Origin of the sequence: Polynucleobacter sp. UB-Siik-W21, assembly GCF_018687415.1 — a bacterium.
GTDB lineage: Bacteria > Pseudomonadota > Gammaproteobacteria > Burkholderiales > Burkholderiaceae > Polynucleobacter.
In genome coordinates this window covers 366,341-384,747 of the sequence record NZ_CP061289.1, presented here as the reverse complement: position 1 = coordinate 384,747, position 18,407 = coordinate 366,341, and the positions used below count along the sequence as shown (strand labels likewise).

Below are 18,407 nucleotides of genomic sequence, written 5' to 3'. Positions count from 1 at the left end.
TTCTTTCTTGACAGGTTTTATTCGTGTGAATGCCTAAAGTGTAATCAATTGAGGTTTATCTTCTGAAAACCAAAGCCCTAGGGAAAGCCCTTGCTTAGACTTCACTCTTACTCTCGACCGCCATATGGGTAAAGGCAATTTTTAATAGCGGGCAGTCTATAGATCCCTGATTAGCAAAGCCAATCAAATCACCCAAGATATGTTGGTGTTCATTTTTCTTGCCTGCCAGCAAGTCTCTCAGCATCGAAGCAGTAAAAGGTGAGCCTTCTTTTGTCAGAATTTCTTGAGAGCTCAATTGAGTCTTCTCGGCAATGGGGTGACTTTCACTTCTGGCGATAGCACAGCATTCTGCAAACATTCGCTTGCTGAGATCTTTGCCATAAGGGGTTGCGGCAATTTCGCCAATAGAGCCGCGACAGATGGTTGTCATGCCTGCTAAGGTTGCCAAGAACACCCATTTATCCCACAAAGTTTGCTCAATATTCTCATGATAGAAAGCATCGAAATCGGTTTTTTTGCACAGTGAAAAGAGTTCCTGACTCAGTGCGACTTGTTGTGGTGTTCTCGGGCCTATTGTGAATGAACCCAATTCGGTTAGCTGTTTTACTGAGCCTGATTCAGAAATGGTTGCAGCGATATGGGCTACCCCACCCATCACCCGCTCTTTGCCGAACTGACGGTCCAAAACCTCAAGGTGCGTGAACCCGTTTAAAAAAGGTAGGATCACTCCTTGAGAGCTTGCTTTGGCAATCGACTTTAACGAATCATCCAAATCAAAGGCTTTGCAGGCCAAAATGATGAAGTCGTAAATAGGCTCCAACTGGGCGGCTAAGACCGTTTTAGGGTGGACCGTAAAGCTGCCCTTCGGAGTCTCGATAGTCAGCCCCTGGGCTTGAATCAGTTGCTGGCGCTGCTCACGTAATAAATAAGTGATGTCTGCGCCTGACTGCTGCAATTTGGCCCCAAAAAAGCCCCCGATTCCACCTGCCCCAACAATCAGTATTTTCATAATAGATGCTCTTTTTACTCAATTTTCAGCCCCTAGGATAGTCCTCATTTTGCAAAGCTACCAAAAGGGTCATAAGCGCTAAAAATGGCTCATTTCGGCTAAAATTGACCTTTTATAATTTCCCAATTCTTATTTTGGGCTCTTTAGATTAAACGCTATGACATACGTTGTTACCGAATCCTGCATCCGTTGCAAATACACCGACTGCGTCGATGTTTGTCCAGTTGACTGCTTTCGCGAAGGCCCCAACTTCTTAGTCATTGATCCAGACGAGTGCATTGATTGCGCAGTGTGCGTTCCTGAGTGCCCTGTCAATGCGATTTATGCGGAAGACGACGTCCCTGGAGATCAACAAGACTTCATCAAACTTAATGCTGAGCTTTCTTCATCATGGACATCCATCACTAAATCAAAGTCCGCCCTTCCAGACGCTGATGAGTGGAAAGATGTCAAAAACAAACTCGATCAGTTAGCAAAGTAATCCACAACTACACGAGCATTGATTTGTACTCACCCACAGAAGCTGACGCAGTCATCATTGGCGCCGGTCCTGTGGGCCTCTTCCAAGTCTTTGAACTTGGACTGCTCGATATCAAAACCCACGTCATTGATTCACTACCAGAAGCTGGTGGTCAATGTATAGAGCTCTATCCTGATAAACCCATTTACGATATTCCTGCGATACCGGTGTGTACTGGGCGCGAACTCACGCATAACCTTCTCAAACAAATTGAACCTTTTAGTCCACAGTTTCATTTAGGGCAAGAAGTCACTCAACTCGAGAAACAAGCCGATGGCCGTTTTTTGATTGGCACATCACAGAATCACTACTTCCTGGCTAAGACCGTCTTTATTGCTGCCGGTGTTGGTGCCTTTCAACCCAGACTACTCAACCTAGAGGGCATTGATAGTTTAGTGGGTAAGCAAGTTTTCTATAACATCAAAGATCCAGAACGATTTATCGGCAAGCGTATTGTTATTTGCGGCGGTGGAGATTCCGCACTCGATTGGGTCTTGTACTTTGCAGACAAAGCAGCGAGCGTCACCTTGATTCATCGTCGCGATGACTTTAAAGCGGCTCCACAATCTATTGCCAAAATGCGCGCACTGTGTGCCGCTGGAAAAATGCAATTACTCATTGGTCAAATTACTGGATACGAGACTAAAGAGGGTCAATTAACTGATATTGCGATCACCGACATTGATAGCAATACCACATTGCTTCCTTTGGATGATCTCTTGATCTTCTTTGGCCTCTCTCCCAAATTAGGCCCCATTGCAGAGTGGGGTCTTGATATTGATCGCAAGCAAATTACTGTCGATACTGAAAAGTTTCAGACCAGTATTCCAGGAATTTATGCAGTCGGTGACATCAATGTTTACCCCGGGAAAAAGAAACTCATTTTGTCAGGCTTTCATGAGGCGGCCTTAGCTGCTTTTGCGGCAGCCGCATACCTGAACCCTGAAAAACAAATCCAGTTGCAGTACACCACCACCTCCCCTAAGCTCCATAAGGCACTTGGGGTGAAGTCGCCCACATTCGAGTAAGCTATCCTTTCATTTATTTACTAAACCCCTTTTAGCCAATTTTTATGCGCCAATATCACGATCTCATGAAAGAAGTCCTTTCCAAGGGCGTCAATAAGTCAGATAGAACGGGTACTGGCACGATCTCAGTTTTTGGGCACCAGATGCGCTTTAATCTAGCTGAAGGCTTCCCCATGGTTACCACCAAGAAGCTCCACCTCAAATCCATTATTTACGAGTTGCTGTGGTTTCTCAAAGGTAGCACTGACAACAATTGGCTTAAAGAACGTGGCGTCTCTATCTGGAATGAATGGGCTGCACCTGATGGTGATCTAGGTCCGATTTATGGCTATCAATGGCGGTCATGGCCCGCACCAAATGGTCAGCACATTGATCAAATCACTGAAGTCCTTGAGACGATTAAAAAGAATCCAGACTCCCGTCGCATCATTGTTTCAGCATGGAACGTAGCGGATATTCCAAGGATGGCTTTAGCGCCATGCCACGCCTTCTTTCAGTTCTATGTGGCTGATGGCAAATTATCTTGCCAACTCTACCAACGCAGTGCTGATATCTTCCTCGGCGTGCCCTTTAATATCGCTAGCTATGCTTTGTTGACCCACATGATGGCCCAACAATGTAATTTAGAAGTAGGTGACTTTATTTGGACAGGTGGTGATTGCCACTTGTATAGCAATCACCTAGAACAAGTAGATCTTCAGCTCTCTCGAGATTTCTTCCCTCTGCCAAAGCTCAATATCTTGCGTAAACCTGCCTCGATCTTTGATTATGAATTCGAAGATTTTGAAATTGTTGGTTACGAATCGCATCCCCATATCAAAGCTCCAGTAGCTGTTTAAGAAATCCCTCAGACATGACACAACCTGCTATCTCGATGATTGTTGCGCGCTCACGAAACCACGTGATCGGTCGCGACAATCAAATGCCCTGGAAAATCTCGGCAGACTTGCAATTCTTTAAGCGCGTCACTATGGGCTACCCGGTCATTATGGGTCGCAAGACTTGGGAATCGATTGGTCGCCCACTGCCAGGCCGACGGAATATCGTTGTCAGCCGTAATGCCAACTATGAGGCCGCTGGTGGAGAACTTGCTAGCTCTCTAGATGCGGCCCTCAATCAATTAAATGAAGCCCCAAGAGTATTTGTAATTGGTGGCGAACAATTATTTACGCAAGCCTTTGATAAAGCAGATCGCTTATACATTACCGAGATTGAGATGGATGTTCAAGGTGGCGACACTTTCTTTGAAATCCCTAACGAATCCGCCTGGAAAGAAGTAGAACGCACCCTAGGCTCAGAAAACAATATTCATTTTAATTTTGTGACGCTTGAGCGCAAATAAAAAGGACTCCTCGGAGTCCTTTTTATTCTGAGTATCAAACTCAATACATCGCGATTACTGAACAACGATTTTTGAATTCTTTGCAATCCCAGAAACAAATTCAAATTGCTTCCTCTGCGCTAGGCCAGCACGAATCGCTGGTTTAGCCTGCTCAAAAGTAGGTGGCTTACTGGACTTTTTATCTTCCAGCTTTACTAAATACCAACCCTGTTGCAATTGAATCGGAGCCGATGTTTGCCCTTTTCCAAGATTGACTAAAACAGCAGATATTTGCGGTGGAACTTGGCCAGGTTGAACCCAACCTGCTGCGCCGCCTTGTGCTTTATTCGGCGCCAATGAAACGCTTTTAGCCACCCTATCAAAGGCTTCGCCCTTCTTAATGCGATTTAAAGCAGCCTGAGCATCTGCCTCTGTGGCTAGCGCAATATCACTAATCTTGTATTCCATGATCATGCCTTGAGGGCCAAGAGATGCTACCTGCTTGTTGTACTCTGCCTGAATATCGGCATCGGAAATCGGGTTTTGCGCCATGAAAGTAGACAGCTCTAGGTCTGCCAAATAATTTTGGCGAATCATCGTCAGCTGAGCATTGGCTTTTTCAGAATTGGCTAAACCATCTTTTTCAGCTTGCTGTGATAACAACAATACCTCGATGAACTTCTCTATCACCATTTTACGTAGCTCGGGAGAATCCTTTTGACCTTGTGAGATTGCAACTTTGATACCTTGCTCAACCATATCGTTTGTAATGATGGCGCCATTCACCGAGGCTGCGGCATTAATAGGTAAACCGCTTTGCTGTGCATATGCAGCACTACACAATGCAAAACTCAAAAGACCGGCACAAATCAGGTGTACTGACCTTGGTTTTAATGGAGACATAAATGGTTTCATCAGGTTTGATCTTTCTAGGCTTTCTTAAAAGTAGTCCTAATAGTAACAGCAGCCTCAACAGTAAAATAAACTGATGTGCGTTCAATACCTCACCACCGTCAATATCGATTGGGTCAAAGCCCACTTTGATCTCGATCTACCAACATCCAACACGCATGATGTGTTTTCAACCTATCCTGGAACAATCATTCTAAAAAGTCATAATACTCAACGCACTGCCATTGGTCCTGCGCGTTTTGGCTTGATACCGTCTTGGGCAAAAGATGAAGACTTTGGCAGGAAAACCTATAACGCCAGAACTGAAACTGTCAGCCAAAAACCCTCATATAAACAGGCATGATCTCAGCGGCACTTCGCACTCGCTCTGGCAGATGCTTTTTATGAACCCTGCTATGAATCTGGCAAGGCAGTGCGCACTAAAATTCAACAGGCCAATCGTGAGCCCATGGCAATTGCCTCTATTTGGGATACCTGGACTGAACCAGAGACTGGCGAACTGATTGTGTCATTCTCAATGCTGACGATCAATGCAAATCATCATCCATTAATGAATCGATGCCATCAGCCTGAGGATGAAAAGCGCACAGTCGTCCCATTGCGACCTGAACTATTTAATGATTGGCTTAACGCTACCCCTGATACAGCAAAATCACTCCTCAGTCTTGATGCAATCCCCGAATTAATTTTCTCTGATTGATTTCAAATCCAAAAGCACTAAAAAGAAATCACCGGGGTCATGGGCTGGTAGGGTGCTGCCGACTCTGTTTCCAAAGCTTCAGCCTCTTGTTCGCCAGCAGGAACATTGAAAAACTTGGAATTTAACTGTGGTGGTTGCTGCAAATTCATTTGCTGTTGATTTGATCCAACCGGCCCAAAAGGCCCTTCTGCTGGAGAAATTTTTTGCTCATTAAAAGCTTTTAACTGTTCAGGGGTATAGGGAGAAAAGGTCTGCATTCCTTGGTTTGATGGGGTTTGCGCGCTGGCTGAACATCCCAATAACAGTAGGCATACTGCTAACTGAATACGAATAACATTCATCCTACTTCCCGACCAATAAGGTAATTCTGTCTCGCACCACGGGAAGTCTAATCGATAGCAGTAACAGTATCACTCCGGCATAAATCGATACAGTCTGCAAGTCATTTTTACCAGCCTTATGCCACCAGTAGTGCGCAATCACCGTACAAGCAATGACATAGATTAATCGATGTAATAAGCTCCAACGATGTCCCAACTGGCGGACTGCCCAGTGGTTTGATGTGATGGCCAAAGGTATTAATAAAACGAAACTCAAAAATCCCATGGTGATAAATGGTCTTTTGAGAACATCATGGATCATCGCCTGAACATCGAGACTCTGATCCAAGAAAAACCAAATGGCGAAATGAATGCAGGCATAGAAAAAACAGAACAGTCCAAACATACGACGATATTTGATTCCCAAACTAGATCCTGTCAAGACACGTAAGGGTGTCATTGCGAGGGTGATACATAAAAATATTAAAGCCCAAGTTCCAGTAGAGCGCGTCATAAACTCGATGGGATTAGCGCCTAAGTCATCCATATATCCCAGCCATACCAAACGCCCCAAGGGAGTAAGGGAGATCAGAAACAAGATGCTTTTGAGATACTTCATGAGTAGATGTTAAACGACCCCATCAATATTCTCTGATGGGGTCGCAATTTTTCCTAAGCTTGAACCGAATAAAACAAATGAATCTATGCCAAGCTCAATCCTTCTTTGTACAACGGGAAGTTGCGTACTGGTCTACCAATGGCTGCAGAGACGGCATTAGCAACTGCTGGCCCAACCACACAAATCGTTGGCTCACCTACTCCACCCCAGAAATCATAAGTTGGTACAAGAACCGTTTCAATTCGAGGTGTAGAGGCTAGTTTGAGCATTGGGTAAGAATCTAAATTCTGTTGCTTGATGCGTCCATTTTCAACTGAGATCTCTGGATTAAAGATGGCACCCAAAGCCATAGCCACAGAACCTTCAATTTGCTCACGCGTTAAATAGGGATTCACCACATGACCAGAGTTCAAAGCAAATACCAGGCGCTTAACGTGCACCATATTGCCATCGACTGAGACCTCAGCAACGCAAGCCGAGTAACTGGCATATCCCATGAACTGTGCTACTCCCCGGAAAGTTCCTGCTGGCAGTGGCTTATCCCAATTTGCTTTTTGGGCCGCTGCATTGAGTACGCCTAAATGTTTCGGATGACTTTGCATCACAGCCTGCCTAAATTTGACAGGATCCTTGCCGGCTGCTTTGGCGCACTCATCCATAAAGCATTCCATGAAAATACCGTTCTGATTGGTATTCACACCACGCCATGGACCCACGGGCACATGCGTATTCTTCATGACATATTCAGTCAACAAGGTTGGGAATGTGTAACCTAGCTGCGCATCAGGGCCATTCTCATAAAGGCCTTGAAGTTGGCGCTCATCCTTGCCATTTTTAATATTCTGAGGAGCAAGCGTGGCATTAATCGATTGGCCTGCGACTTTGATATGCATACCAGTGATATTGCCACCAGCATCGATACCCGCAGTCATTTTTGCCATCGCAATGGGATGGTAGAAGTCATGCGTCATATCTTCTTCGCGGCTCCAGAGCACTTTCACTGGCACGCCGGGATATTTCATCGCGACCTTGGCAGCGAAAGTGGTGAAATCTTGTGTGGAACCACGACGACCTAGGCCACAACCAGAATCCAATTTATATATTTCACAATTAGCCAGCGGTATTCCCGTTGCCTCTGATAATGCCGCTAAAGATCCCTCACCATTTTGGGTGGGTACCCAAGCCTCAGCACGATCGCCACTAATTTTGACAGTCGCATTCATCGGCTCCATAGTCACGTGAGCTTGAAAGGGCGTGAAATAAATGGCTTCTACTTTTTTGGCAGAACTATTGATTACTTCGGGCGCATCACCCACCTTGCGTTGCCAGAAGTCCCCCTGCTCATCCAAGCCAGCGCGGAGCATTTTGTTAATGTCACTCTGAGAAACATTAGCGCTCTTACCCTCATCCCAAACAATTGGCAAAGTATTCAAAGCAGTATTGGCACGCCACCAAGTGTCTGCAACTACCGCGAGTGTGCTGTCATTAATCTGTACCACGCCTTTAACACCGCGCATATTTTTGATCTTTGATTCGTCATAACTCACCAGCTTGCCACCAAATACTGGGCACGACTTCACCGATGCACTCAACATCCCAGGCATCTGTAAATCTGCGCCATACACTTTAGTACCGTTCACTTTGTTTGCCGTATCTAAACGCGCATAAGGTTGACCGGCCACTTTCCAGTTGCGAGGATCTCTTAAGGTGATTGATTTTGGATCAGGCGGAGTCAAGGTAGATGCCAGTTCAGCCACTTTTCCATAGGTAGTTTTACGACCTGTTGGTACATGGGTAATTACACCCTTATCCACCTTGAGTTCACTGACTGGAACATTCCACTGGTTTGCAGCGGCTTGAACTAACATGATGCGAGCAGCAGCAGCGCCACGACGCACATAATCCTCAGAGATGCGAATACCACGGCTGCCACCAGTTCCGTGCTCACCCCATACCCGCTTACGAGCTAAGCTTTGTCCAGGAGTTGCAGATTGGGTTTTAACATTTTTCCAGTTGCACTCTAACTCTTCTGTAACGAGTTGCGCTAAGCCCGTACGGGTACCTTGGCCCATCTCTGAACGCGCAATTCTGATGTATACCGTGTCATCGGGCTTGATGCTAACCCAAGCATTGACCTCAGCCTCACCAGCCTTGGTCGGTGTATTTGGGTCATATTGACCAGCTTGCGCAAAAGCAAACTCTGGCAAAACACCTACACCCAACATGAGGCCACCACCAACTAGGGTACCTTTGATAATAAAGTCGCGACGTGAATAATTTTCTAATATCATCTTCTTCCCCTTAACCACGAGTCGCTGGAGAAGCTTGGTATTGCGCCAATACTTCCGCTAATTTTTTCTGACCAGAGGCGACATGAATGCCATCCCGAATTTTTTGATAGGTGCCACAACGACAAATATTCGACATCGCATTATCAATATCGGCATCAGTAGGCTTTGGAATTCTTTTTAATAAGGCTGCTGCTGCCATGACCTGACCAGACTGGCAATAGCCACATTGCGGAACATCGAGTGCGATCCAGGCTTTTTGCACAGGATGACTATTGTCTTTAGAAAGTGATTCGATCGTGGTGATCTTAGCGGCACCAACCACAGATACTGGAACAGAGCATGAGCGCACCGGCTCACCATTCATATAGACGGTGCAGGCGCCGCATTGAGCCACTCCGCAGCCGTACTTTGTACCTGTCAATCCGACCACTTCGCGGATAGCCCACAATAAGGGCATATTGGGTTCTACGTCGATATTATGTGTCTGACCATTAATATTGAGCTGCATACTGCCTCCTATTTATTATTTTCAAATGACTATAAATCATTATTGGTTTTTTGTGGGCGCATATCAATTTCTCCCGCCGCCAGGCGTAATTTGCTATTCTGAGCCATCAATTAAGGATATTTATGACAAACGAAAATCAAACCCAAAACGACGAAGATTTTGACTATGGGTGCGAATGTGCCATGACCCTACTCAATGAGCCAACCGAAGATTGCCTCAATTACTTAATTGACGAGTTAGACGAAGACGGCATGATCGCTACCGAAGTGGTCTACGGCTTACTGGCGACGATTTTGATGAGCCTAAATGAAGAAGATCACGAAGGCGAAGAACATTAACATCTAAGTCTGGACCTGTAAGGCAAAAGCGTCCATGGCTTTTGCCATCTGAATATCCAATGCAGTCAACGCTTTTGCTGAGTGAGTGCTGAGGTGCACCACCACCTTATTCCAAGAATTGGTCCAATCTGGATGATGATCAATCTCCTCAGCATATTGGGCACATAAAGCCATAAAGGCGAATGCCTGCTTAAAGTCCTGAAAAATAAATTCCCGGGTCAATTGAATACCGGAGGGTTCGAGCACCCAATGAGGAATCACTCCTTTAAAGTCAAAGTCGATTGTTAAAGCCTGCTGACTCATTTAAGCTCCACACTTTGCGATAAGCATTTCAAATCCTCTGCATCAAGCCAACGCCATTGACCCTCAGCGAGATCTGCTGGCATGACATAAGCGCCGATTTCAGCGCGATGTAACTTGGCCACATGATTACCCACTGCAGCCATCATACGCTTTACCTGATGATAGCGACCCTCCACAATTGTCATTGCTAAGACATGCTCGGAAAGCTGCTTACAAGCGGTGGCATAACATGGCTTTGGATCATCATCCAGAACGACGCCATTCATCAGGTGATCGATTTGAGATTGTGTAATTGGTTCTGGTGTTGTGATTTCATAGACTTTGCCGATATTCTTTTTTGGCGTTGTCATTTTATGAATGAACTGACCATCATCAGAAATCAAGAGTAGCCCTGTAGTGTCATAGTCTAAACGCCCAACACATTGCAAGCCCCGCTCAACGAAAGGAGCTGGCAATAGACTGTACACACTAGGGTGATGCGCAGTCTTATGAGAGCACTCGTAGTTGGGGGGCTTGTTAAAAGCGATATACGCTTTTTCGTGATACTCCCAATCTGCACCCTCGACGTTGAGAACAAGTCCTTCAGTCGCAATGCGCTCCTCTGGATCCTCTGCTAATACACCGTTGACCTTCACGAGGTCCGCATAGACCAAATCGCTGCAATAGCGTCGTGTACCAAAGCCTTGGCTAAAGAGAATTTTTTCAAGGGAAATCGGTTTTGCCATATGCTGCAGAGCATACTACAGAGCACTGCCGCCTAGCCGCTGCCACAGCGGGGAATTCATTATCATTAGACTTATCCATATGAATTGAATTGACGACATGCTCTCCAACCCAAAACCTCGCACACCACTCCATACTCGAGAAATTACTTTTCATGGTTTTGCAAGGGAAGATGGGCTATGGGATATTGAAGGTCACCTCAAAGATTACAAACCAACACCTTTTGTCACTGGCGAAACTACTTGGCAACCTGGCGAAGCTTTTCATGACATGTGGGTCCGTCTTACGCTCAATGATGAACTAGTTATCCAAGATATTGAGGTGGCGATGGATGGTCATCCACATCCTGAATGTCCTCAAGCTATACCCCCAATGACAGGACTGATTGGTGAGCGCTTGGGCAAGGGTTGGCGCAAAACGATCCAAACACACTTGGGTGGCATTGCAGGTTGTACCCATTTACGCGAACTACTCAATAGTTTGGCGACTGCTGCTTTTCAATCGATCCCAAGGGCTCTATTTGATCCCGATGAAAATAAGCCGCCCCTCTATCTAGGCACCTGCAAGTCCTGGGATTTCAATGGCCCCGTTGTAATGCGCATTTATCCCCAGTTTTACCGCTGGCAAGACCAAGACAAAAAGTCTTAGAGCTTAGAGCTCTCCGCGGTGAATCGTGGTCCCTCCAAAAGACTGCTGAATTGGCATAATTTCTACTGCATTGATGTTCATATGGGGAGGCAATAAAGCAGCCCAATAAATCGCTTCAGCAATATCGTCTGAGCTCAAAGCTTGCACATTCTCATAGACTTTTGCTGCCTTAGCATCATCGCCTTTAAAACGAACATTGGAATATTCAGTTCCAGAGCTAAGGCCTGGCTCAACACAAGTGACTCGTAAGCGCGTACCAAGTAAGTCTGCACGTAAGTTCAAACTAAATTGCTTTACAAATGCTTTGGTAGCTCCATACACATTGCTTCCAGGATAAGGATAAAGACCTGCAACCGAGCCAACATTAATGATGTGGCCACATTTACGCTCAACCATACCTGTCAAAAACGCATGGGTCATATGAACTAAACCTTTGACATTGGTATCAATCATTTGATCCCAATCAGAAATGCTGGTTTTATAAGCAGGCTCTAAGCCTAAAGCAAGACCGGCATTATTAACGAGTACAGTGACATTCGTAAAGTCAGCAGGCAAAGTTTTTGGCAATGCGTCTACTTTAGCGCTATCACAGACATCAACTACAAGAGTCAATAATTTTTTCTGCTGCTCTGCTGGCAAAGATGCTTTGAGCGCCTCTAGACGCTCCGCTCTTCTACCGACTGCAATGACTTTATGGCCGTGAGCCAAAAAACGTCGAGCAGTTGCTTCTCCAAATCCAGCGGTTGCGCCGGTTACTAAAACGGTATGTTCCATATTTCCTCTTTTATTTAAATCATATTTCTCTTAAATGATGAATAGATGAATTATTCACCTAATTAGGATCTCTTTTTTATCAACTGCAAAATATTTTTAAATTGAGGATGGTCAGAAGTCTTCAGCCATTCGAATGCCAGCATTTCAGCCCCCAGCAAGATCACTCCCTGCTGAACTAAACGATCGAGTGCGAGCAATTTATCTTGCGCCAATCTGCTGCCACAGGCCTCAACCACTACCGCCACCTCATACCCCGCCTCGAGCAGACCTAAAGCAGTTTGCATCAAGCAAACGTGGGCCTCACATCCAGCCAATACAACCTGAGTAATTTGTGGACTTACCGACTTCATGTAATCCACCAAACCATCTGCTGCAGCATTGAAAGAATATTTGACTAGAGTCTGGCTGCAGAACTGTTGAATACGCTCATCATTTGGTCCTAATCCCTCTGGATTTTGCTCGGTTCCTAAAATTGGGATATCTAAAGCTTGTGCTACGTTTGCTAAAAATATTGCTGAAGCAATAGCCTTTTCTCCATCATGAATACTGGGCATTAAGCGTGTTTGATAGTCAACTAAAATGAGAATACTCATGGCTTGATGAATCATGATTTGAATGAATTTAGAGTAATTTTTTCTTGGGCAAGCGCAGTGCTAAATGATCTAAATAGTGTGCCATTAATTGATCAGCACCCTTTCCAAACATCCGAATGCGACCTGTATGATTGAGTAATAGCACGCCAACAATGTGTGCAAACATCGCAGTCAATTCAGTGTCGGTCTCTTTGGCATTACAACCCAATTTATTCAGAGCAATCTCTTGGGGGCGCATGGCATCTCTGAGGCGCATATTGAGTGCTTGATCCCACTCATTACCTAATCCACGGGGCTTTAGGCCTTGGAAGAGATAAAAACCTAAATCCAAGTCACGCGGGTTATCTCGATAAAACTGGTAGAACGCTAAAGCGCTATGACGCAGCTCATCAAAGGCAGTACCCGGTTGACTTAATACTCTCTGCGCCGCTTCACCGACAAACGCATTTAGGCGCTCGAGTGATTCAGCAAGTAAAGCGCCATAAATCTCTTCTTTGTTGGCAAAGTAGCTGTAAATAGCTCCCGCTGTATAACCAGCACGTTTAGCAATCTCGCGCATACTGACTGCTTCTAAACCAAACTCAATAAACACTGCTGTAGCAGCACTCAGAATATGCTTACGCTTGGCATCCGCCAGCGCCTGCTGACGAAGATCTCGCGGGGAAGAAATCGTTTGGTTCATAAATTAATTATACGACTGTATTAATAATTGAACAGTGTTCAATTATTGTGTATGATTTGAGCTGTTGCCAATATCTAGCACCAGGACCCCTATGAGCCAAAGCAATACCAAATTCATGACCAGCAACGACTATCAGGAGTCTTTGCGCAGCTTAAAGCCCACAGTATATGTAGACGGTCGCCTGATTGAGTCGGTTGCTGATGAGCCCTCTTTAAGGCCAGGCGTACAAGCTTTGGGGGTGACCTACGATATGGTGCATGATCCTGCTTTAGCACCCTTAATGCTGGCAGATCAAAATGGCGTGCAAGTACCACGAATGTTGCATATCAATCAATCCTCTGGTGATCTGCTGAACAAATTAGAAGCGATACGCGTACTGTGCCAAGAAACTGGTTGTGCTCAACGCTATTTAGCGCATGATGCATTAAATGCAATTGGCCAAGTGTCAGCGCATATCGATGATGCTCGCGGAAGTAATGAGCATCGCGCAAAATTTGCAGAATACCTTTCACATGTTCAGCAAAACGATTTATCTCTTGGCATTGCGATGACTGATGCCAAAGGCGACAGATCTCGCAGACCTCACGAACAAGCAAACCCAGATACTTATGTTCACGTCGTTTCTCAAGATGCCAAAGGTGTAGTGATTTCTGGAACAAAAGCCATTGTGACTGGTGCGCCTTATATGCATGAGTTTTTAGTCATGCCAGGTCGCAATATGAGCAAAGAGGATGCAGCCTTTGCCATCTGCTGCGCAGTGCCGGTAGACGCGAAAGGTATTACCATCGTTGCCCGCCCTGCAGGTCGCCCAGGCGATAAAGTGGAGCATGGCAAACCATTGTTCTCAAGTAAATATGGGCAATCTACTGGTGTCGTGATTTTCGATAAAGTATTTGTCCCGTGGGAGCGGGTATTTTATGCAGGTGAATGGGAGCACTCTAGCGTCTTAACTTATAGCTATGCCACCCATCATCGTCACAGCTGTATTGCTGCGAGAGCAGGCTTTGGAGATCTTTTAATTGGTGCTGGTGCCTTGATGTGCGAAGCCAATGGTTTTGATCCAGAAACAAAATCCAATTTGCGTGACCCAATGGTTGAGCTCATCAAAATTACCGAAGGGTTTTATGCTTGTGGAGTTGCTGCCAGTGTGTACGGTACTCAAGATCCACATAGCAAATCCTTTATGCCTGAGCCCGTGTTCTCCAACATCGGCAAACTGCTATTGGCTACGCAAATTTACGATATGCATCGCTTAGCTCATGAGGTGTCGGGTGGATTAATCGTAGCACTACCCGGACCCGATGAAGATCACAATCCAGCGACTGCTGCTACCTTGGCAGAAGTCTTGCGTGCTAACCCAGCAGTTCCTTACGATAAGCGCATTGAAGTGGCACGCTTTATTGAAGATTTAACGGCATCCTATCAAGGTGGCTGGTACTCCGTTATCAGCTTGCATGGTGGTGGATCACCTGCTGCAATGAAGAAAGAAATCTATCGCCAATATCCCATTGGCAATAAAGTGGAATTAGTCGAACGTTTATTAGACCGCGGAGTACTGACGAGTAATGATGAGCGGGCGATTACTAAAAACAAACAGCCTGGACGCTGTTGTGATCAAGGTTGTAGTGCTCCAGGTCAAGCAGTGATGGTGCCATTGCCAGAGCCTGGCAGAAGAACTTAATTTTTTCTGAGTAAAGCTGATTTATCAGTTAATAGTACTTCTTTAAATCCATGCCAGCGTACATGCTGGCGACCTCATCAGCATACCCATTAAACATCTGGGTCTTGATCTTAGGAGCAAACATCCCCTTAGCATCGCCAATACGACGCTCTGTGGCTTGACTCCAGCGTGGGTGATCAACTTGTGGATTGACGTTGGAATAAAAGCCATACTCACGAGCATCAAATTGATTCCAACTGGTTTTTGGCATCTCTTCAGTAAACCGCATTTTAACAATCGATTTGGCGCTCTTGAAACCATATTTCCAAGGCACCACAATACGCACAGGCGCACCGTTTTGCTTTGGCAATACCTCACCATACAGGCCGAAAGTGAGGAGAGTAAGTGGATTCATAGCTTCATCCATCCGCAAGCCTTCACGATAAGGCCAGCTAATAATATTGCTACTCAGTCCTGGCATTTGCTTGCGATCAGCTAAGGAAATAAATTCAACATACTTAGCAGAGCCCAGAGGCTCTACTTTATTAATGAGTTTGGCTAGCGAATACCCATCCCAAGGAATCACCATAGACCAACCTTCAACGCAACGCATGCGATAGATCCGCTCTTCCATTGGAGCGAGCTTTAATAAGGCATCAATATCGAGCGTTAGCGGTTTTTTTACTAAGCCTTCAATCGAGATCGTCCAGGGCCGCGTTTGTAAGCTACTGGCATAAGCAACAGGATCAGCCTTATCGGTACCAAACTCATAAAAGTTGTTGTAGCTCGTCACGTATTTATAAGGCGTCGATTCCTCTTTAACGCTGTAGGCTGAATTGAGGGTAGCAGTTAATTTATCGGGAGTGGCGGCCAGGGCTTGTCTTGAAAACCAGGGGGCTAGAGCAGCGCCAAAACTACCTGCAGCTGCCGCTTTAATCAGGGCACGACGGTTTTCAAAAACCGCTTGAGGCGTGATGTCACTAGAAAGAATGGTTTTATCAAGAAAACGCATGGCGAACCCCATCAAAGTATTGAGTCTATTTTGCTCCTGAAAATAATTTATTGCTTGATGCAGCGATGCTTGCTCAAAACAAAAAAGCAAACCCGAAGGTTTGCCTTTTCTGCTGAAACCTCAATTGAATTAGGCTTTCATAGCCTGCAAGGCTGCGTTGAATGTTGCGCTGGGGCGCATCACGGCCGTGCATTTTTCAGGATCAACTACATAGTAACCACCGATATCAGCAGGCTTACCTTGAACTGCCTTTAATTCGTCAGTAATTTTCTTCTCGTTTTCAGCCAAAGATTTGGCTAAGGGCGCGAAGTAAGCTTGTAGCTCTTTATCTTCCGTTTGTGCAGCCAAAGCCTCAGCCCAATACAACGCCAAGTAGAACTGGCTACCGCGGTTATCTAACTCACCAGTGCGTGGTGAAGGTGACTTATTGTTATCCAATAATTTGCCAGTCGCATCATCCAGAGTGCGCGCTAAGATTTTCACTTTAGCGTTACCAGTCTTATCACCAATATCTTCGAGTGACACACCCAAGGCTAAAAATTCACCTAACGAATCCCAACGTAAGTGGTTTTCTTCTACGAGTTGTTGCACATGCTTAGGAGCAGAACCACCAGCACCAGTTTCAAATAAGCCGCCACCAGCCATCAAAGGCACAATGGATAGCATTTTTGCGCTAGTGCCCAATTCCATAATGGGGAACAAGTCGGTGAGGTAGTCACGCAAGATGTTACCGGTAACAGAAATAGTGTCTTTACCACGTATCACACGCTCTAAGGTGTAACGCATTGCGCGAGTCTGAGACATGATCTGGATATCGATACCCTCGAGATCGTAATCCTTGAGATAAGTCTTTACCTTCTTAATCAACTCTGCTTCGTGGGGGCGGTACTCGTCTAACCAAAATACTGCTGGAGTATTAGAGAGGCGTGCACGATTGACTGCCAATTTGACCCAGTCACGAATCGGAGCATCTTTACATTGGCACATACGCCAGATATCACCAGCTTCCACATGTTGCTCAAGCAATACAGTACCGTCGTCCGCAACGATACGAGCTACGCCTGCTTCTAAGATCTCAAAAGTCTTGTCATGCGAACCATATTCCTCAGCCTGCTGAGCCATCAAGCCAACGTTAGGTACAGTGCCCATAGTGGTTGGATCAAAGTTACCATGTGTCTTACAGAAATTGATGATCTCTTGATAGATGCGGGCAAAAGTACTTTCTGGAATTACTGCTTTAGTGTCATGCAAGCGACCATCCGCGCCCCACATCTTGCCGCCCACCCGAATCATGGCAGGCATAGAAGCATCCACGATCACGTCGCTTGGAGAGTGTAAGTTGGTAATACCTTTGGCAGAATCTACCATCGCCAATGCTGGGCGATGCTCATGACACGCATGAATATCTTGAATAATTTCTTCACGCTTAGATTCTGGCAAGGTCTTGATCTTCTCGTACAAGCTGCTCATGCCGTTATTAACGTTGACGCCTAGCTCATCAAATAGCTTGCCATGTTTAGCAAACGCATCTTTATAGAAAATTTTGACGGCGTGACCAAAGACGATCGGATGAGAAACTTTCATCATGGTAGCCTTGACGTGCAGGGACAGCATCATGCCTGTCTTATACGCATCTTCGATTTCTTTTTCATAGAAATCGCACAAGGCTTTTTTGCTCATATACATGCTGTCGATAATTTCGCCAGCCAATAAGGAGACTTTTGGTTTGAGCACAATCGTTTTGCCGCTCTTCGTCACCAAGTCCATTTTTACATCGCAGGCCTTAGTCATCGTCATCGACTTTTCACCAGCATAGAAATCACCACCATGCATGTGTGATACGTGCGTGCGGGAAGCTTGGCTCCAATCACCCATCGAGTGAGGATTTTTACGGGCATACCGTTTGACTGCATTCGGTGCGCGACGATCTGAGTTTCCTTCGCGCAAGACTGGATTGACAGAGCTCCCTAAACACTTTGAGTAACGAGCGCGGATAGCCTTCTCTTCATCGGTCTTAGGATCTTCAGGAAAATGAGGGATCTTGTATCCCTTATCTTGTAATTCTTTAATGGCAGCGAGCAGCTGAGGAACAGAAGCACTGATATTGGGTAGCTTAATAATGTTGGCGTCAGGCATTAAGGTCATCTTGCCCAGCTCAGCCAAATTATCAGGAACCCGTTGCTCAGGAGCTAAACAATCAGAAAATTCAGCCAAGATACGTCCAGCCACTGAAATATCGCTTTCTACTACCTCCACTCCAGCTGGCGCTGTAAAGGTACGGATGATCGGCAGAAATGCGCAGGTCGCCAAAAATGGTGCCTCATCTGTCAGCGTGTAAATAATCTTTGATTTGCCTGAAGCCATGGATGTTTCCTTACTATTGATCAATAGACAGGGTCAGATTTTGACCCCACCACTCCTAGAGTCCGCATTCTGTCCGCCCGCT

General features: G+C 45.6%; 20 protein-coding genes and 1 pseudogene. 8 read left to right on the top strand and 13 right to left on the bottom strand.

The window, feature by feature from the left end:
* Positions 1 to 94: 94 nt before the first annotated feature.
* Positions 95 to 1,009, bottom strand: a complete 915-nt coding sequence (locus C2756_RS02050; RefSeq protein WP_215319723.1) for a 2-dehydropantoate 2-reductase — start codon at positions 1,007 to 1,009, stop codon at positions 95 to 97.
* A 157-nt stretch (positions 1,010 to 1,166) separates the two neighbouring features.
* Between C2756_RS02050 and fdxA the strand changes: the two genes are divergently transcribed.
* From fdxA to C2756_RS02030, 4 genes are read left to right on the top strand one after another with little or no spacing between them, the layout of a single operon-like run.
* Positions 1,167 to 1,490 (top strand): ferredoxin FdxA, encoded by a 324-nt coding sequence (fdxA, locus tag C2756_RS02045; protein WP_215296397.1) that lies wholly within the window; start codon positions 1,167 to 1,169, stop codon positions 1,488 to 1,490.
* Positions 1,491 to 1,513: 23 nt separating this feature from the next.
* On the top strand, positions 1,514 to 2,557 hold the full coding sequence (locus C2756_RS02040; protein ID WP_251372100.1) for an NAD(P)/FAD-dependent oxidoreductase: 1,044 nt from the start codon (positions 1,514 to 1,516) through the stop codon (positions 2,555 to 2,557).
* Between the two features lie 44 nt (positions 2,558 to 2,601).
* Positions 2,602 to 3,396: a thymidylate synthase gene (locus C2756_RS02035; RefSeq protein ID WP_215296396.1), complete on the top strand. Its 795-nt coding sequence runs from the start codon at positions 2,602 to 2,604 to the stop codon at positions 3,394 to 3,396.
* A 14-nt stretch (positions 3,397 to 3,410) separates the two neighbouring features.
* Positions 3,411 to 3,899: a dihydrofolate reductase gene (locus tag C2756_RS02030; RefSeq protein ID WP_215319722.1), complete on the top strand. Its 489-nt coding sequence runs from the start codon at positions 3,411 to 3,413 to the stop codon at positions 3,897 to 3,899.
* A 54-nt stretch (positions 3,900 to 3,953) separates the two neighbouring features.
* Here C2756_RS02030 and C2756_RS02025 read toward each other — a convergent pair whose 3' ends face one another.
* Positions 3,954 to 4,793: a peptidylprolyl isomerase gene (locus tag C2756_RS02025; RefSeq protein ID WP_215319721.1), complete on the bottom strand. Its 840-nt coding sequence runs from the start codon at positions 4,791 to 4,793 to the stop codon at positions 3,954 to 3,956.
* Between the two features lie 73 nt (positions 4,794 to 4,866).
* On the opposite strand from C2756_RS02025, the pseudogene C2756_RS11110 reads away from it, so the two are divergent.
* Positions 4,867 to 5,490, top strand: a pseudogene (locus C2756_RS11110) (SOS response-associated peptidase).
* Between the two features lie 17 nt (positions 5,491 to 5,507).
* Here C2756_RS11110 and C2756_RS02010 read toward each other — a convergent pair.
* The 4 genes from C2756_RS02010 to C2756_RS01995 form a co-directional block, all read right to left on the bottom strand.
* Complete coding sequence (locus tag C2756_RS02010) at positions 5,508 to 5,831, bottom strand: hypothetical protein (RefSeq protein WP_251372099.1); 324 nt, start codon at positions 5,829 to 5,831, stop codon at positions 5,508 to 5,510.
* A 1-nt stretch (position 5,832) separates the two neighbouring features.
* Positions 5,833 to 6,429 (bottom strand): sulfite oxidase heme-binding subunit YedZ, encoded by a 597-nt coding sequence (locus tag C2756_RS02005; RefSeq protein ID WP_215319719.1) that lies wholly within the window; start codon positions 6,427 to 6,429, stop codon positions 5,833 to 5,835.
* 83 nt (positions 6,430 to 6,512) lie between these two features.
* Positions 6,513 to 8,720, bottom strand: coding sequence for a xanthine dehydrogenase family protein molybdopterin-binding subunit (locus tag C2756_RS02000; protein ID WP_215319718.1), 2,208 nt, complete (start codon positions 8,718 to 8,720; stop codon positions 6,513 to 6,515).
* Positions 8,721 to 8,730: 10 nt separating this feature from the next.
* Complete coding sequence (locus tag C2756_RS01995) at positions 8,731 to 9,228, bottom strand: (2Fe-2S)-binding protein (protein WP_215296390.1); 498 nt, start codon at positions 9,226 to 9,228, stop codon at positions 8,731 to 8,733.
* A gap of 122 nt (positions 9,229 to 9,350) precedes the next feature.
* Between C2756_RS01995 and C2756_RS01990 the strand changes: the two genes are divergently transcribed.
* On the top strand, positions 9,351 to 9,566 hold the full coding sequence (locus tag C2756_RS01990; protein ID WP_215319717.1) for a hypothetical protein: 216 nt from the start codon (positions 9,351 to 9,353) through the stop codon (positions 9,564 to 9,566).
* Positions 9,567 to 9,569: 3 nt separating this feature from the next.
* Here the strand turns inward: C2756_RS01990 and C2756_RS01985 are convergent, their stop codons facing one another.
* The gene (locus C2756_RS01985; RefSeq protein WP_215319716.1) at positions 9,570 to 9,869 is read right to left on the bottom strand and encodes a 4a-hydroxytetrahydrobiopterin dehydratase; all 300 of its coding nucleotides are present in this window, start codon (positions 9,867 to 9,869) and stop codon (positions 9,570 to 9,572) included.
* Entirely contained in the window at positions 9,866 to 10,594 is a 729-nt protein-coding gene (locus tag C2756_RS01980) for a pseudouridine synthase (RefSeq protein ID WP_215319715.1), read from the bottom strand. Before C2756_RS01980 ends, C2756_RS01985 begins: the two co-directional genes overlap by 4 nt.
* A 97-nt stretch (positions 10,595 to 10,691) precedes the next feature.
* Here C2756_RS01980 and C2756_RS01975 point away from each other — a divergent pair, with 97 nt between their 5' ends.
* On the top strand, positions 10,692 to 11,240 hold the full coding sequence (locus tag C2756_RS01975) for a DUF2889 domain-containing protein (protein ID WP_215319714.1): 549 nt from the start codon (positions 10,692 to 10,694) through the stop codon (positions 11,238 to 11,240).
* 3 nt (positions 11,241 to 11,243) lie between these two features.
* On the opposite strand, the gene C2756_RS01970 is transcribed toward C2756_RS01975, so the two are convergent.
* From C2756_RS01970 to C2756_RS01960, 3 genes are all read right to left on the bottom strand, one after another.
* A complete protein-coding gene (locus tag C2756_RS01970; protein WP_215319713.1) occupies positions 11,244 to 12,014 on the bottom strand; it encodes an SDR family NAD(P)-dependent oxidoreductase in 771 nt (256 codons plus the stop codon).
* Between the two features lie 62 nt (positions 12,015 to 12,076).
* A complete protein-coding gene (locus tag C2756_RS01965) occupies positions 12,077 to 12,607 on the bottom strand; it encodes an isochorismatase family protein (protein ID WP_251372098.1) in 531 nt (176 codons plus the stop codon).
* 28 nt (positions 12,608 to 12,635) lie between these two features.
* A complete protein-coding gene (locus C2756_RS01960; protein WP_215319711.1) occupies positions 12,636 to 13,289 on the bottom strand; it encodes a TetR/AcrR family transcriptional regulator in 654 nt (217 codons plus the stop codon).
* A 115-nt stretch (positions 13,290 to 13,404) separates the two neighbouring features.
* Between C2756_RS01960 and C2756_RS01955 the strand changes: the two genes are divergently transcribed.
* On the top strand, positions 13,405 to 14,970 hold the full coding sequence (locus C2756_RS01955; RefSeq protein ID WP_251372097.1) for a 4-hydroxyphenylacetate 3-hydroxylase family protein: 1,566 nt from the start codon (positions 13,405 to 13,407) through the stop codon (positions 14,968 to 14,970).
* Between the two features lie 28 nt (positions 14,971 to 14,998).
* Here the strand turns inward: C2756_RS01955 and msrP are convergent, their stop codons facing one another.
* Together msrP and C2756_RS01945 are read right to left on the bottom strand one after the other, a co-directional pair.
* The gene (msrP, locus tag C2756_RS01950; protein WP_215319709.1) at positions 14,999 to 15,961 is read right to left on the bottom strand and encodes a protein-methionine-sulfoxide reductase catalytic subunit MsrP; all 963 of its coding nucleotides are present in this window, start codon (positions 15,959 to 15,961) and stop codon (positions 14,999 to 15,001) included.
* Positions 15,962 to 16,090: 129 nt separating this feature from the next.
* Positions 16,091 to 18,325 carry an NADP-dependent isocitrate dehydrogenase gene (locus C2756_RS01945; RefSeq protein WP_215319708.1) on the bottom strand — a complete coding sequence of 745 codons (2,235 nt, stop codon included), beginning with the start codon at positions 18,323 to 18,325 and terminating at the stop codon, positions 16,091 to 16,093.
* Positions 18,326 to 18,407: the final 82 nt, after the last annotated feature.

Bases quoted from the DNA above. Each gene is read 5' to 3' on its own strand.
- C2756_RS01955 (WP_251372097.1), top strand. From the start codon at position 13,405: ATGACCAGCAACGACTATCAGGAGTCTTTGCGCAGCTTAAAGCCCACA.
- C2756_RS01965 (WP_251372098.1), bottom strand. From the start codon at position 12,607: ATGAGTATTCTCATTTTAGTTGACTATCAAACACGCTTAATGCCCAGT.
- C2756_RS01960 (WP_215319711.1), bottom strand. From the start codon at position 13,289: ATGAACCAAACGATTTCTTCCCCGCGAGATCTTCGTCAGCAGGCGCTG.
- C2756_RS02035 (WP_215296396.1), top strand. From the start codon at position 2,602: ATGCGCCAATATCACGATCTCATGAAAGAAGTCCTTTCCAAGGGCGTC.
- C2756_RS01945 (WP_215319708.1), bottom strand. From the start codon at position 18,325: ATGGCTTCAGGCAAATCAAAGATTATTTACACGCTGACAGATGAGGCA.
- C2756_RS02000 (WP_215319718.1), bottom strand. From the start codon at position 8,720: ATGATATTAGAAAATTATTCACGTCGCGACTTTATTATCAAAGGTACC.
- C2756_RS02025 (WP_215319721.1), bottom strand. From the start codon at position 4,793: ATGAAACCATTTATGTCTCCATTAAAACCAAGGTCAGTACACCTGATT.
- C2756_RS01985 (WP_215319716.1), bottom strand. From the start codon at position 9,869: ATGAGTCAGCAGGCTTTAACAATCGACTTTGACTTTAAAGGAGTGATT.
- C2756_RS01990 (WP_215319717.1), top strand. From the start codon at position 9,351: ATGACAAACGAAAATCAAACCCAAAACGACGAAGATTTTGACTATGGG.
- fdxA (WP_215296397.1), top strand. From the start codon at position 1,167: ATGACATACGTTGTTACCGAATCCTGCATCCGTTGCAAATACACCGAC.
- C2756_RS01995 (WP_215296390.1), bottom strand. From the start codon at position 9,228: ATGCAGCTCAATATTAATGGTCAGACACATAATATCGACGTAGAACCC.
- C2756_RS02010 (WP_251372099.1), bottom strand. From the start codon at position 5,831: ATGAATGTTATTCGTATTCAGTTAGCAGTATGCCTACTGTTATTGGGA.
- C2756_RS02030 (WP_215319722.1), top strand. From the start codon at position 3,411: ATGACACAACCTGCTATCTCGATGATTGTTGCGCGCTCACGAAACCAC.
- msrP (WP_215319709.1), bottom strand. From the start codon at position 15,961: ATGCGTTTTCTTGATAAAACCATTCTTTCTAGTGACATCACGCCTCAA.
- C2756_RS01975 (WP_215319714.1), top strand. From the start codon at position 10,692: ATGCTCTCCAACCCAAAACCTCGCACACCACTCCATACTCGAGAAATT.
- C2756_RS02005 (WP_215319719.1), bottom strand. From the start codon at position 6,429: ATGAAGTATCTCAAAAGCATCTTGTTTCTGATCTCCCTTACTCCCTTG.
- C2756_RS01980 (WP_215319715.1), bottom strand. From the start codon at position 10,594: ATGGCAAAACCGATTTCCCTTGAAAAAATTCTCTTTAGCCAAGGCTTT.
- C2756_RS02050 (WP_215319723.1), bottom strand. From the start codon at position 1,009: ATGAAAATACTGATTGTTGGGGCAGGTGGAATCGGGGGCTTTTTTGGG.
- C2756_RS01970 (WP_215319713.1), bottom strand. From the start codon at position 12,014: ATGGAACATACCGTTTTAGTAACCGGCGCAACCGCTGGATTTGGAGAA.